General features: G+C 34.8%; 17 protein-coding genes. 2 read left to right on the top strand and 15 right to left on the bottom strand.

The annotated features are described in order from the left end of the window. Positions 1 to 125: 125 nt before the first annotated feature. The 12 genes from FLV_RS09300 to FLV_RS09250 form a co-directional block, all read right to left on the bottom strand. Complete coding sequence (locus tag FLV_RS09300; RefSeq protein ID WP_243233159.1) at positions 126 to 755, bottom strand: PolC-type DNA polymerase III; 630 nt, start codon at positions 753 to 755, stop codon at positions 126 to 128. Between the two features lie 2 nt (positions 756 to 757). Continuing rightward, positions 758 to 2,671, bottom strand: coding sequence for a DUF294 nucleotidyltransferase-like domain-containing protein (locus FLV_RS09295; RefSeq protein WP_243233157.1), 1,914 nt, complete (start codon positions 2,669 to 2,671; stop codon positions 758 to 760). A 143-nt stretch (positions 2,672 to 2,814) separates the two neighbouring features. Beyond that, on the bottom strand, positions 2,815 to 3,588 hold the full coding sequence (locus FLV_RS09290; RefSeq protein ID WP_243233156.1) for a TerC family protein: 774 nt from the start codon (positions 3,586 to 3,588) through the stop codon (positions 2,815 to 2,817). Between the two features lie 33 nt (positions 3,589 to 3,621). Then, the gene (locus tag FLV_RS09285) at positions 3,622 to 3,993 is read right to left on the bottom strand and encodes a DNA topoisomerase IV (protein WP_243233155.1); all 372 of its coding nucleotides are present in this window, start codon (positions 3,991 to 3,993) and stop codon (positions 3,622 to 3,624) included. Further along, positions 3,990 to 4,118 carry a hypothetical protein gene (locus tag FLV_RS19945; protein WP_262916432.1) on the bottom strand — a complete coding sequence of 43 codons (129 nt, stop codon included), beginning with the start codon at positions 4,116 to 4,118 and terminating at the stop codon, positions 3,990 to 3,992. Before FLV_RS19945 ends, FLV_RS09285 begins: the two co-directional genes overlap by 4 nt. 28 nt (positions 4,119 to 4,146) lie before the next feature. After that, a complete protein-coding gene (locus FLV_RS09280; protein WP_243233154.1) occupies positions 4,147 to 4,722 on the bottom strand; it encodes a DUF1572 family protein in 576 nt (191 codons plus the stop codon). 3 nt (positions 4,723 to 4,725) lie between these two features. Further along, positions 4,726 to 5,298 carry a pentapeptide repeat-containing protein gene (locus tag FLV_RS09275; protein WP_243233153.1) on the bottom strand — a complete coding sequence of 191 codons (573 nt, stop codon included), beginning with the start codon at positions 5,296 to 5,298 and terminating at the stop codon, positions 4,726 to 4,728. Between the two features lie 90 nt (positions 5,299 to 5,388). Continuing rightward, on the bottom strand, positions 5,389 to 5,610 hold the full coding sequence (locus FLV_RS09270) for a DUF6095 family protein (protein ID WP_243233152.1): 222 nt from the start codon (positions 5,608 to 5,610) through the stop codon (positions 5,389 to 5,391). Between the two features lie 2 nt (positions 5,611 to 5,612). Next, the gene (locus FLV_RS09265) at positions 5,613 to 6,077 is read right to left on the bottom strand and encodes a hypothetical protein (RefSeq protein WP_243233151.1); all 465 of its coding nucleotides are present in this window, start codon (positions 6,075 to 6,077) and stop codon (positions 5,613 to 5,615) included. A gap of 41 nt (positions 6,078 to 6,118) precedes the next feature. Then, entirely contained in the window at positions 6,119 to 6,931 is an 813-nt protein-coding gene (murQ, locus tag FLV_RS09260; RefSeq protein ID WP_243233150.1) for an N-acetylmuramic acid 6-phosphate etherase, read from the bottom strand. A 202-nt stretch (positions 6,932 to 7,133) separates the two neighbouring features. Then, positions 7,134 to 7,802, bottom strand: a complete 669-nt coding sequence (locus FLV_RS09255) for a ZIP family metal transporter (protein WP_243233140.1) — start codon at positions 7,800 to 7,802, stop codon at positions 7,134 to 7,136. A gap of 91 nt (positions 7,803 to 7,893) precedes the next feature. After that, complete coding sequence (locus FLV_RS09250) at positions 7,894 to 8,658, bottom strand: class I SAM-dependent methyltransferase (RefSeq protein WP_243233139.1); 765 nt, start codon at positions 8,656 to 8,658, stop codon at positions 7,894 to 7,896. 150 nt (positions 8,659 to 8,808) lie between these two features. Here FLV_RS09250 and FLV_RS09245 point away from each other — a divergent pair, with 150 nt between their 5' ends. Continuing rightward, a complete protein-coding gene (locus FLV_RS09245) occupies positions 8,809 to 9,966 on the top strand; it encodes a class I SAM-dependent RNA methyltransferase (protein ID WP_243233138.1) in 1,158 nt (385 codons plus the stop codon). A 135-nt stretch (positions 9,967 to 10,101) separates the two neighbouring features. Next, positions 10,102 to 10,338: a hypothetical protein gene (locus tag FLV_RS09240; protein WP_243233134.1), complete on the top strand. Its 237-nt coding sequence runs from the start codon at positions 10,102 to 10,104 to the stop codon at positions 10,336 to 10,338. An 87-nt stretch (positions 10,339 to 10,425) separates the two neighbouring features. On the opposite strand, the gene FLV_RS09235 is transcribed toward FLV_RS09240, so the two are convergent. The 3 genes from FLV_RS09235 to rlmD are packed head-to-tail and all read right to left on the bottom strand — an operon-like array spanning position 10,426 to position 13,173. Then, positions 10,426 to 11,241, bottom strand: a complete 816-nt coding sequence (locus tag FLV_RS09235; protein ID WP_243233132.1) for a DUF6048 family protein — start codon at positions 11,239 to 11,241, stop codon at positions 10,426 to 10,428. After that, positions 11,213 to 11,749, bottom strand: coding sequence for a DUF6452 family protein (locus tag FLV_RS09230; RefSeq protein WP_243233130.1), 537 nt, complete (start codon positions 11,747 to 11,749; stop codon positions 11,213 to 11,215). Before FLV_RS09230 ends, FLV_RS09235 begins: the two co-directional genes overlap by 29 nt. A gap of 11 nt (positions 11,750 to 11,760) precedes the next feature. Then, the gene (gene rlmD / locus FLV_RS09225; RefSeq protein WP_243233128.1) at positions 11,761 to 13,173 is read right to left on the bottom strand and encodes a 23S rRNA (uracil(1939)-C(5))-methyltransferase RlmD; all 1,413 of its coding nucleotides are present in this window, start codon (positions 13,171 to 13,173) and stop codon (positions 11,761 to 11,763) included. Between the last annotated feature and the right edge of the window lie 93 nt (positions 13,174 to 13,266).

Genomic DNA, 13,266 nt, shown 5'->3' with positions numbered 1-13,266 from the left:
GCCCCGAAAACAAAATGTGTGTTATGTTAATTTTTTCTTATTGCTAATAAATAAGAAATACTATATTAGTAAATCGTAAATTTTGGCTTCTAATGTAAATTTAAACTTCTTAAAATATCTTAAACTTATTTGAATAGCTGGTTTAAGGAAATCTCTTTTTTCTCCCTGAGTTTTTTTACAATTTTCAAAAAAGCGATGGCTGTAATATAAGCGTCTCCTAATGCGGTATGGCGGTCTTTTTTAGAAATATCAAATTTATCCGCCAGATCATCAAGAGAGTAATGGTCTTTTCGTTCAAAAAGATGCGATTTGATTAACGTTTTTTTATACAAAACTCCAGTATCGAGTGATTTGTTTTTTAATTCCGGCAAGCCATTTCTTTCCAGAGCACGGTTAATCATCGTGATATCAAAATAGGCGTGATGCGCAATAATGACAGCATCACCCAAATAATCTGCAAACTGTTTTAAAGCTTCGGATTCTGATGGACGTTTTATAACAAAATCTTTTAAAATACCATGAATCTGAGCAGTTGATTCATCGTAATGATCCTGTTCTATATAAACCTCAAAACTATCCTGAACTGAAATGGTGCCGTTTTGTAATACCAAGGCACCAATACACAAAATACGGTCGTTTGTAAAATCAAATCCTGTTGTTTCGGTATCTAGAACGACAAAACGTGTTTCTTCGATAGTGATGTTTTCATCGAAAAAGTTTTCTTCTTCCTTTTGCCAAAAATTAAATAAACTCATTTTTATACAATATTTGAAACATTAAAACGTACCGAAATTAATTCCTGAAGTTCCTTAATGGTTTTAAAAGTCCTTTTTAGTTTTATTTTCTCCATTTTCGAAAGGGATTCCAAAGCGATAAACTGCCCCGAATCATGATGTAAAAGCCCTTGTTTGGTTCTGAATTTCAATAAGGCTTTAAACGAATAGGAACACGATAAGTAAAGTTCGCTATTTTGCGGTTCCAGTTCGGCCAGTTTTTCAAAACGTTCCGCTGTGTTGCTGATCGATTTTACGGAGTGCGATAAAATCAAAACCCTTGCAGCATCTGTCAACGGCATTAATGCTCTTCGTTTAATATCGAACTGATCTTTATTGGCGCCATCCTGTTCCACTAAAAACTGTCTGAAGAAACCGGTTGGAGAAGGACTCTGTAAAGCACCACTCACCAAATGAACATAAAAAATAGGATTGGCTTTTACATTTTCAAATATCGAATCGGATAACTGATCTACAATTTCGCGATTGCCATATTTTACACTGTAATCAAAAAAGATAAACGATAACAAGACTTCATTTTTACCCGGATTTTTAATCCAGTATGCCACCTGATCCTTCCATTCGTCCAGACTCATGCACCATTTTGGATTAGACGCCATCATTTCGGCAGGGCAATATTCATAGCCAATAGTAAAAAGTCCTTTGTTGATGTAGGTTGCTAATTTTAGAAAATAAGCTTTGGTTTCATCTTTAAAAACTTCCGATACATTTTCATATACAATCGCATTGTCCTGATCAGTATGCAGCATCTGCTCGTCACGACCCTGACTTCCTAGTGCAAGCCATGTAAAATTTACAGGAGGAGGGGTATTCATTTTTTCTAATGAAATATCAATAACACGGGTTACGCAGGCATCATTTAATTCGGTTATGATTTTTGTAATCAGTGTCATCGGGATATTTTGGTCAAGGTATCCCTGTAATAATTGCATAATTCTGGCTCTGATTGGCTTGATTTCCTTAACTTTTGTGGTTCTTTTTAAAGCCTTAATCAAAACTGCCGGATTATTTCCAAGTGAAACCATGAGGTCGTGTTTCGATAAGATTCCTACAGCCTTTGTATTTACTGTTCCGTCTTTGGTAAGGCACAAATAACTGATATTGCTTTTAATCATAGCCATCTGAGCCTCGGTAACCGTCATTTTTTTAGAATACGTAATCACGGGCGATGTCATAATCGTTTCGGCTGTTGTGGTAATAGGATAATCGCCTGAAACGATTTTGTTGCGTAAATCTTTATCGGTAATAATTCCAATTGGAAGCATTTCATCAACAATTAATATCGCTCCGACTTTTTTCCTGGTCAGGATTTTAGCGATTTCTTTTGCCGTGGTTGAGGGACCGCAGGTAACAATTTTTTTCGAAAATTTTATAGGCTGTAAATCAAATACTTCTTTGTCGGTATTCTGTTCATGCTGCGCAATAACTTCTCCGTATAAATTGTTTTTATGAACTTCTGAATAGGGGTTTTTAGTATTCGAGGCATAACTTTCAATAAGGAAATTACCAATGGCTTTGTTTTCTAAAGCATACGGCTTAAAAACGGCAATCGGAATCGCATATAAAATACTCTCTTCATAAGTACTGGCTTCCATGACATAATTCTCCTGTGCCAGAAGCGGCCTCAGTCCAAAAATATCCCCTTCATCACACATGTCGAGTGTTTTTTGATTCTTTTTAAGGGCAATCGCTCCTTTGTGAACTACATAAAAAGATTCATGTGTCTTTTCATTCTCAGAAAAAATCACCGAATCCTTTTCTTTATATATGATTGAAATCTGCTCCGATAATTTTTCAAGATCTTTTTGATGCAAAAGATTAAAAGGAGGGAAGTGCTTCAAAAAGTCAGCAACTCTATGTGAAATGGTATTTTTCATATTTGGATTAAGTTCTAAATTTTAGAATAGAAACAGAATTGTAAAAGAAACACATTTAAGTTTTTATTCAAATTATATTTTGTAAAAAATCAGGTTTATTTGTTAAACAAAAAAAGCTCCGCAAGGGAACTTTTAAATTTTAGTTATGATTTTTTCTTTCGAATCCGCATATTAATAAATTCTACAGCCAGAGAAAACGTAATAGCAAAATACAAATAGCCTTTAGGAATGGCGCCAATATGTTCACCAATCAGAGCGGCATTGGATAAATGCATACTTTCGGTAATCAGCATAAATCCAATCAGGATTAGAAACGAAAGACCCAATATTTGAATGGATGGATTTGCATTAACGAAATTACCCACCGGAACAGCAAAAAGCATCATAACAATAACAGAAATTATGACTGCCGTAATCATGATAGTCAGCGCACCTTCAACGCCATTGGTCATACCTACAGCAGTTAAAATGGAGTCCACAGAGAAAATCAAATCGATCAACAAGATTTGTACAATAACATTCGAAAAAGATTTCTTTGCAGCAGTCTGTATGTTTTTTTCTTCGTCTCCTTTATGATCCACTTTTTCACTGATTTCTTTGGTGCTTTTATAAATCAGGAACAAACCTCCCAGGAATAAAATAATCGCCTGTCCGGTAAAATCAGCTTCAAACCAGTTCCAGTGAATACTGAAAACTGTTGCTTTCATGGCAATTAAATACGAGATTCCCAACAACAAGGCAATTCGCATAAACATGGCTAAAAACAAACCAATCCGGGTTGCTTTTTTGCGGTCCTGTTCAGGGAGTTTTCCTGTAACGATCGAGATGAAAATGATATTGTCAATTCCCAGAATAATTTCCAGAAATGTAAGCGTCAGTAATGCAATTAAGGCATCAGGGTTTAAAAATACTTCCATAGTAAATGTTAATTTACATTCAATTTACTATTTTTATTCGATTTTAAAAACTTTTCCTCGCTGTTTCTCTTCAGAACCCACCATTCCAAATTCAAACGTATAAGAATCTTTCGATGTCGTTAAAATTTTCATGCTGATGGCTTTTTCCTCCGCCATATTTTTTGGGTGTTTTTTCTGTAAAACATATTCGCAGTCACTTACCCAGCGAATTGTTGCGGTATCAGTTTTTCCTTCAAAAGTTTCAATTTCAATACTGTCTTTACGTTCAAAAAGCGTTGTTTTTTTAATGCCGTTTACTTCAAACTCAAATTTGAATTTGCCGTTTTTAAAGTCTTTACAGTTGTGTTCTGCATTATAACACGATACCAAAGCAAGTATGAGGAATAAGAATATAATTTTTTTCATTTTAAATAAGTTGTTTTATAAGGAGCTGATTCCTGCTGTCCGCTATATCTTTTGTGACTCCCGATAGCTATCGGGACGCCACAAAAGGATGTCGCTTCCATCAGGGCTAGGGCAGTCGTTTTCATCAGGTAGAATTTTAAAAGAGAGAAGTAATTATTTCAATCTATTCAATTCATCATCAGTAAAATTTTTAATTTCTTTTTCTTTGGCAAACTTTTCGGCGTTGTAATTTCCGGATTTATTTTTCGGAATCGACAAACTGTCCCAGGAGCTGTTTTTCAACTGTTTCGCATAAAAAACAATCTGCCCGATATGATACGGATAATGCGCCAATTGCCGATTAATAGCTTCAATAACCGTATGGCCTTCATTTCGAATGTAAATGATATCCGAAAGCTGTTCCGGTTTCAAATTGTTTAAAGCGCTAAAAAATACATTCCAGCCTTTATTCCACGTTTCCAGAGCCTCCTCTTTTGACTGTAAATCATTTTCGAATTCGGCATCACGATTGCGCCATTCTTTTTCTCCATCCGAAGTCAAAAAATCTGTCCATCTCGACAGCATATTTCCCGAAATGTGTTTGATAATAGTCGCAATACTATTGGTGTCTTCGTTTAAAGCAATAAAAAGCTGTTCGGATTCTAATTGATCGATGGCTTTTTCTCCCAGCATTTTGTAATACAAAAATTGCTTTTTAACACTTTCTAAATAAGATTCATTAGCCTCCATAATTCATACAATTTTAATATCATACTTATCTAAAAGTCCCACTATTCCCTGATTAGAAAATTGTGCTTTTCGCATCGGGTTAAATTCGGGATCAATTTTATAATTGTAAGCCGTTCTAAAATCAACAGCAGCCAATTGTGTATCATTAAAAATGGCACCATCGAGATCACAATTATCAAATACCGAACTCGTTAAATTGGTTCCTATAAAAGTAACTTCCCTAACAGAACAGTTTATAAACTTGGTTTTTGGCATTTTTTTGTTGGAGAAAATAGCGTAATCTATGGTACTTTCTTCAAAATAAACCTGAAATAAAAAGTCATCACATTCGTTAAAAGCAATTCCTAAAAGTTTACAGTTTTTAAAAGTCACATTCTTTAAACTTGTTCCCGCCAGACTGGTCATCGACAAGTTACAGTCGATAAACTCGCAGTCTAAAAAAGTATTGTAAGCAAAATTGCTGTTGGAAAAATCACAGTTTTTAAAAACACAATCTTCAAACTCCCGATTGTTTATTTTCTTGTCAATATAAATGACCTTTTCGAATGTTTTTTGAATGTGAATCAGGCTTTCCATTTTTGTAGATAAAAGATAAGATTTTTAATTTAAAGATAAGATTTAACCCAACAGGTTTAAAAAACTGTCGGGTTTGTTTAAGTAACTAATTTAGTCATTAAACAAACCTTTCATGATAATTTTTAATCCATAAAAAATTAAAAACATGGCACTTAAACAGGCAACAATACCAATTCCTAAAACCAGATAATGCCAATCGGTATGCTGATTCATGAATGCATTATAGATGAGTGTGGGACCAATAAACAGCAATGGCAATGCACCGGTTAAATATTTAATCCCTTTTCCTAATAATTGTTTATTTGTTGCCATTTTTAAAATGATAGTTGCATGCCTATTCCGTTTCTATTCGTTATGATATTCATCTTGTCAATTGAAAATCCAACTTTCTTTGGTTCTAATGAGTTGTTGTAACCATCAATTGCAGCGTCAATTTTTTTTGTTCGACCGGATAGAACCGGTATTGAAATTAAAGTAGCCGCTAAACCTACATAGGTAAGAGCTGTTGGGTATTTAACATCTTGTGTTAAACCTCCTACCAAGTCACCAGCAGTTAATCCGAGTCCAAATCCTAATAGAAATCCTCCCACGGCACTTTTTGTTCTACCTTCAGTATATGAAGCTAAAAGCTCCGGGTGTGAGGCTAAAAGTTTTTTTACTTCATTATTAGAGATCTTTTGGTTATTTGAATCTAAGATTTTGCCGTTTTTGTGATGAAGTTGTTGCGAAAAAGAACAAACTGAAATTAATAGTAATAATACAATAGTAATAGTTTTCATTTGATAACAGGATATGGTTAAGATTAAAAATGAGTTTGTATTTATTTATTGAAATTATCAACAGCATTTCTCACACTGCCGTATTTTTTCAATAATTCTGAAGCTTCTTCATACGAAACCGGAATTTCTCCCATAATCATTTTCACTCCGCGATCCACCAGTTTGCTGTTGCTCAACTGCATATCGACCATTTTGTTGCCTTTTACTTTTCCAAGCTGAATCATGGATGCGGTTGAAATCATGTTTAAAACCAATTTTTGTGCAGTTCCGGCTTTCATTCTCGAACTTCCGGTAACAAATTCCGGTCCTACAACAACTTCTACAGGGAATTTTGCCGTAAGTGCCAAAGGACTTCCTGCATTGCAGGTAATACAGCCTGTAGCAATATTATTTTCGTTACAGGTTTCCAGACCGCCAATCACGTAAGGAGTAGTGCCCGAAGCCGCAATTCCAATCACGATATCATTTGAGTTGATGTCGTATGCCTGTAAATCAATCCAGGCTTGTGTGGCATTGTCTTCGGCATTTTCTACTGCACGACGAATGGCTGTGTCACCGCCTGCAATAATTCCGTTTACCAAATCAAACGGGACACCAAAAGTTGGCGGGCACTCAGAAGCATCTACAACACCCAGACGACCTGATGTTCCGGCACCGATGTAAAAAATACGTCCGCCCAATTTTAAATTTGCGACAGTCTGCGCAACTAAAGCTTCGATTTGCGGTAATGCTTTTTCGACAGCGTTAGGTACCGTTTTGTCTTCGTTATTAATATTAGTCAGCAGTTCGTGAACAGACATTTTTTCTAAATGCTCGTATTTTGAAGATTGTTCGGTTGTTTTTGTAAACGTCATTGTGTTTTTTAGTATCAAAGTTGCAAAGTCTCAAAGTTACAAAGATTTTTGTTTCTTTTTGGGATGATTTTGACTGATTTACGGTTGCGTGAGGGATAAAAGCAAACTACCGAAGTAGTGCGGATAGCCCGACCTTATTTACGAAAGGCGCATATAAGCGGTTTGTTAAATAGCGCCTTTTGTAAATAGGGTCACGCCCAAATTATAATAAAAAGGCTAATAGAATACCAAGAACAATCATGGAAACTTTGGCAACATTAAATTTATGTCCTTCGCTGCTTTCGAAAATAATGGTTGATGAGATGTGGAATAATATTCCGATTACGATTGCGGTTATTTCAGTATAATAATCGTTTAAAAAAGGTAAAAAGTCTGATGCTACAGTTCCTAGTGGAGTCATGATTGCAAAAGTAAGCATGAAAGCAAAAATGGCTTTTTTGTTGAGGTCGGCATTGATGAAAAATGTCGTTAAAATCACGGCAATCGGCAAATGGTGAATCGCAATTCCGATAGCTAAACCATGATGATGGCTTACCGGAAAACCTTCTAAAAAGGCATGAATACAAAGGCTGATGAAAAGAAGCCACGGAATCTGGGACATTTTTGCGTGCCCGTGTACGTGTCCGTGTTCTGCGCCTTTTGAGAAAAACTCAAGAATGATCTGGAATAAAATTCCGACCATGATAAACAGTCCGATATTATGGTTGTGGGATTCGTAAACTTCAGGTAAAAGATGCATTACGGTTAGCGACAATAAAAAAGAACCGCTAAATGCAAGCAATAATTTAAGATTGGTTTTGTTTTTTGGTTTTATGAATAAAGCCACTATGTAACCTAAAAGGACAGAGAATAAAGGTAATAGATAATTCATTTTTTATTGTTTAACCGTTGATTTGTTTAATCGGTTAATTGTTTTTTTGTTCAGCGATTAAACGGTTAAACAATTAAACGATTCACCAATTTTATTTAAAAATCATGATTAATCGTTCGCTTTCGGTTTTATGGAATTTTTTGAGTTTGTAATCTCCAAAAATATCCAGGAGATAAATACCGGCTTCATCCATTAAATTTTGAAAATCTTGTAATGTTAGCGCTTTTACTTTTTCTGTAAAATGGAATTTTCGACCCTGATCTTCAAAATCAATTTCTTTAAAAATATGACCGTCTTCTACATATCTTTTTATGTTGAAATCAATTCCGTCAACGGTTTTAACTTCTTCGGGAACTAATGTTTCAATTACCTGAGTCACATTCATAAAATCAATTACGGCAAAACCATATTCGGATAAACTTTCTTTAATTGCTTTTAAGGTAGTCAGATTATCGTCGTCATTTTCGAAATAACCAAAACTGGTAAACAAATTGAAGATTGCATCGAATTTTTCCTCAAAAGGTTCACGCATGTCGTGTACTTTAAAATGAAGTGTTTCGTTGCTGTTTTTACTGGCTTCTGTAATGCTGTTTTCAGACAAATCGGCTCCTAAAACGTTAAAGCCTAGTTGATTTAAATAAATAGAATGGCGACCTTTTCCGCAGGCTAAATCCAGTACTTTTGCTTTTTCAGGCAAGTTTAGATAATGTGTCAGGTTGTCCATGAAAACCTGAGCTTCTCTGTAATTTCTATCCTTGTACAAAATATGATAATACGGAGTATCAAACCATGAAGTAAACCAATTTTCGGTGTTACGATCCTGATTAGGTGTTGATGGGTTAGGCGTTTCAGACATTTATTCTATTTCAATTAATTCAAAGTCCGGCAAATTTAGTGTATTTTTGCCGAAAAATAACTATTTCGCAATGATACTGTAAAGATACACTGCTATGCATCTCTGTGAATGATGTCTTTACGAATGGTTTTTTTTAATACAAAAATAAAGATGGAAGAAAATTTTAGAATGATTGCCAAATGTTTTTTTGGTTTTGAAGAAATATTAGAAAAAGAATTGCGTGATCTTGGTGCTCAGGATGTCGAAAAAGGAGTGAGAATGGTAAGTTTTAAAGGGGATAAAGGTTTTATGTACAAAGCCAATTTGTCACTTAGAACCGCTCTTAAGGTTTTAAAACCAATTTACTCATTCAGAGCCAATAATGAGCAGGCATTGTACAAAGGAATTTCGGGTGTCAACTGGTCAAAATTGCTGAATGCCAATCAGACTTTTGTAATTGACGCTACGGTTCATTCTACTTATTTTAATCATTCTGAATTTGTCTCGCAAAAATGTAAAGATGCGATTGTAGATCAGTTTAGAGAAAGAACAGGTCAACGCCCGAGTATTGATAAAGCTTTTCCGGATTTACGAATTAATGTTCATATTGACAAAGATCAGGTGTCTGTAGCTTTGGATACTTCCGGGAATTCACTGCATCAGCGTGGTTACAGAACCGCTACGAATATTGCTCCTATTAACGAAGTTTTGGCGGCAGGAATTCTTTTGCTATCTGGCTGGGATGGGCAAAGTCACTTTTTGGATCCAATGTGCGGATCCGGAACTTTTTTGGCAGAGGCTGCTATGATTGCCTGCAATGTTCCGGCAAATATCAACAGAAAAGAATTTGCTTTTGAAAAATGGAAAGACTGGGACAATGATTTGTTTGATAAAATCGTTGACAGCCTGATGAAAAAAACAAGGGAATTTCATTATACCATAAAAGGTTTTGACAAAGCGCCAAGTGCTGTAAGCAAAGCCAAAGACAACATCAGAAATGCAAATCTGGAAGATTATGTAACGATTTCTGAAGATAATTTTTTTGATACTGAGAAAGCAGTTGAAGGGAAATTACATATTGTATTCAACCCTCCGTATGATGAGCGTCTGGATATTCACATGGAGAAATTTTATGCTAATATTGGCGACACTTTAAAGAAAAACTACCCGGGAACGAACGCCTGGTTTATCACGGCAAATCTTGAAGCTTTGAAATTTGTAGGACTAAAACCTTCGAGAAAAATCAAACTTTTTAACGGAAGCCTTGAAGCCCGTTTGGTAAAATACGAAATGTACGAAGGAAGTAAAAGAACTAAATTTCAGCAATAAGGTTCTAAGAGGCTAAGTTTCTAAGGTACTAAGGAATTTGGCTTGCGAAAATTAATGATACCATAATTTTAGGTTCAGGATTTAAGTTCTAAAAGGAAACCTTAGTATCTCAGAACCTTAGTAACTCAAAAAAAAATGACAAAACTACAAATAAGAGCTTTTTTATATCAATTGGGATGTTTCGCAATTTTATTTATTCTTGGAAGATTTATAATTGCAGAGTACTCCGGATTAACCGGAATCTGGATTCCGATGACCGCATTTATTGTGGCAACTTTGATAGCTCCTCAGTTTAAAGCGTTGAAAACCAAAGATGGTGAAAAGCTTTTTATGAAATGGATTTTCATAAAAGGAATTAAGGAAATAGGATAGTTAGTGATCTTAAACTTCTAACTAAAGAAAAGCCACGAATTCATTATTTAGTATGAATTCGTGGCTTCTTTGTTTTTAGAAATGAAATTATTTCTTAGGAGCTTTTTTTTCTGTTTCCGGAATTATTACTTTCTTTTTATAAAGAGGAATAAAATAGGAAACGGTATAATTAAAACCTACGCCAAAGTTTCCGTCATAAGTTCTGTTAAATCCGGGAATATACAGGTTTTCAAAGTTATCAGGTTCTTTATTAGCCAGAAGCATTTTTAACTGAACACCAAATCCCACAAAAACATTATTAAAAACTTTGGCTTTCATTCCTAAAGCAACTTCTGCCCAGGCTGCTGTTAAGCCGGTATATTTTGTTCCGTCTGCAACAGGTGGTATTTCGCCCCAATATTGGCTTGAATTATAAATTTTATAATGGTTTAATTGCTGGCTGAAAGTACTAAATCCACCTCTTAAGCCTACAGAAATAATGTTTTCCATATCCAGCCAGTTGTTGTATAAATTATAGTCGAAACCTCCTTTTATATAAGTTCCGGTGGCAGTTGAATTTAATCTGTCATCATCGGTGGTTTTATCTTCTATACCAAGTTCGGCCGCTAAGTAATAATTTTTGGTAAGGCGAAAATCACCCACAAATTCTACTCCTTTATAGTCTTTATCGTAAAAACCACGAGTAAGTTTATACAAATCTACCCCTACACGTAAGCCGTAACGGTCTTTTTTTACAGGAACGCTGTCTGCTATCGTTTCTGTAACAGCTTTGGTAGTTTTGGATTTTGGTTTTTCCTGCTTGATTTCTTTTTTTATTGTATCGGTAGTGATTTCCTGAGACTGAACAAGAAACACTGTAAACAATAAACAAATACTAAAAAAATACTTTGACATGTGTTTCATTTTCGAATTCAATGTTAGGATTATATACTCGAACATCCTGCATCCAAATACCATCATTACCGGAATCATTTTTTACAAATGGATTTTGGGTGTTTAATCTGTAAATTGTTTTAAAACCACAGGCTCTTGAAACATATATATTTTGTCTGCTATAATTAAATGTTATTTCATCAGTATTTGCCAGTTCAGGATTAGAACTGTCAGAATTTAAAATAAAAGAAAAAGTTGTGCTGTCTTCATTTATCTTTAACGGAATAGCAATTGAATCACCGCTTGTGAGATATTTGGTTATTTCAGTTCCTCCTTCGTTAAAGATAACACCTTCAGGCTGGTCTTTGCCGGTTACTTTTAAACGGGTTACACTTTTCTTTACAGAAGGAGTGGTAATGTCATAAAAAGAAATAATAAGCCGGGGAGTGGTAGGTGTATTTGCATCACAAATATCATCTTTCTCACAGCTTGATAATCCAAACGTAAAAACCAATAAAAAATACAGTATTTTTTTCATTTATAATTGTATTATCGAAGTTCTAAAAGTACAACATTTTCTACGTGGTGTGTTTGTGGAAACATATCAACAGGACGAACTCGTGTTACTTTGTATTTTTCATCCATTAAAGCCAGATCTCTTGCCTGAGTTGCAGAGTTACAGCTTACATAAACTACTTTTTTAGGGGCGATTTTTAAAATTTGTTCAATAACATCTTTGTGCATTCCGTCTCTTGGCGGATCGGTAATAATAACATCCGGTTTTCCATGCTGTGCGATAAAGGCTTCGTTAAAAACTACTTTCATGTCTCCAACAAAAAACTCGCAATTCGTAATATTATTGCGTTCAGCATTTGCCTTAGCATCTAAAATTGCTTCCGGAACACTTTCTACACCAACTACTTTTTTTGCTTTTTTCGAAACAAATTGTGCGATAGTCCCGGTTCCTGTATATAAATCATACACCGTTTCTTCGCCGGTAAGTCCTGCAAAATCGCGTGTTATTTTGTATAATTCGTAAGCCTGGTCTGAGTTGGTCTGGTAAAATGATTTAGCATTAATGCTAAATTTTAAACCTTCCATTTCTTCCAGAATATAATCTCTTCCTTTGTAAAGCTTTATATCCTGATCGTAAATAGTATCGTTTGCTTTTGAATTGACCACATATTGCAAAGATGTAATTTGCGGAAATTTTTCGTAAAGATGATCTAAAATCAATTCACGGTTGGTTTTATCATTTTCGAAAAACTGAATTAAAACCATAATCTCGCCTGTCGAGGCTGTACGAATCATAAAAGTTCTCAATAATCCCGAATGTTCTCTCGGGTTAAAGAAATCTAAATTATTTTCGTTTGCAAAAGCTCTGATTTCGTTACGAATAGCATTTGATGGATCTTCCTGTAAATGACATTTGGTAATATCCAGAATTTTGTCCCACATTTTAGGGATATGAAAACCTAATGCATTTCTGTTGCCTAAATCTTCAGTGCTTTCAATCTCTTTTTCGGTTAACCAACGGCTGTTCGAAAAAGAAAATTCCATTTTGTTTCTATAAAAAAACTGTTTTTCAGAACCTAAGATATCTTCAAATTCCGGTAATTCAATTTTTCCAATTCTTTGCAGGTGGTTTTTTACTTCATTTTGTTTGTAATACAACTGTTGGCTGTATTTCATATTTTGCCATTTACATCCGCCACAAACACCAAAATGCTCGCAAATTGGATCTATACGATGTTCTGATAATTCATGAAATTTAACGGCTTTTCCTTCGTAATAAGCTTTACGTTTTTTAAAAGTTTGTACATCAACCACATCGCCCGGAACTACATTCGGGATAAAGATTACTTTTCCGTCAGGAGCTTTTGCAACTGATACACCTTTTGCGCCTGCATCGAGAACTTGTATCTGATGAAAGACGACTTTGTCTGTATTTTTTCTTCCCATAGCGCAAAAATAAGGGTTTGTAAACTTTTATAATTTAATTTTTAAAATATTTTATCAAATTATGTAATTTACGTCGTATAAATTGGCTTTAAA

Source organism: Flavobacterium pectinovorum (genome assembly GCF_022802975.1).
GTDB lineage: Bacteria > Bacteroidota > Bacteroidia > Flavobacteriales > Flavobacteriaceae > Flavobacterium > Flavobacterium pectinovorum_B.
Note: the sequence above shows the minus strand (reverse complement) of the source record. Positions and strands in the feature narration are given on the sequence as shown.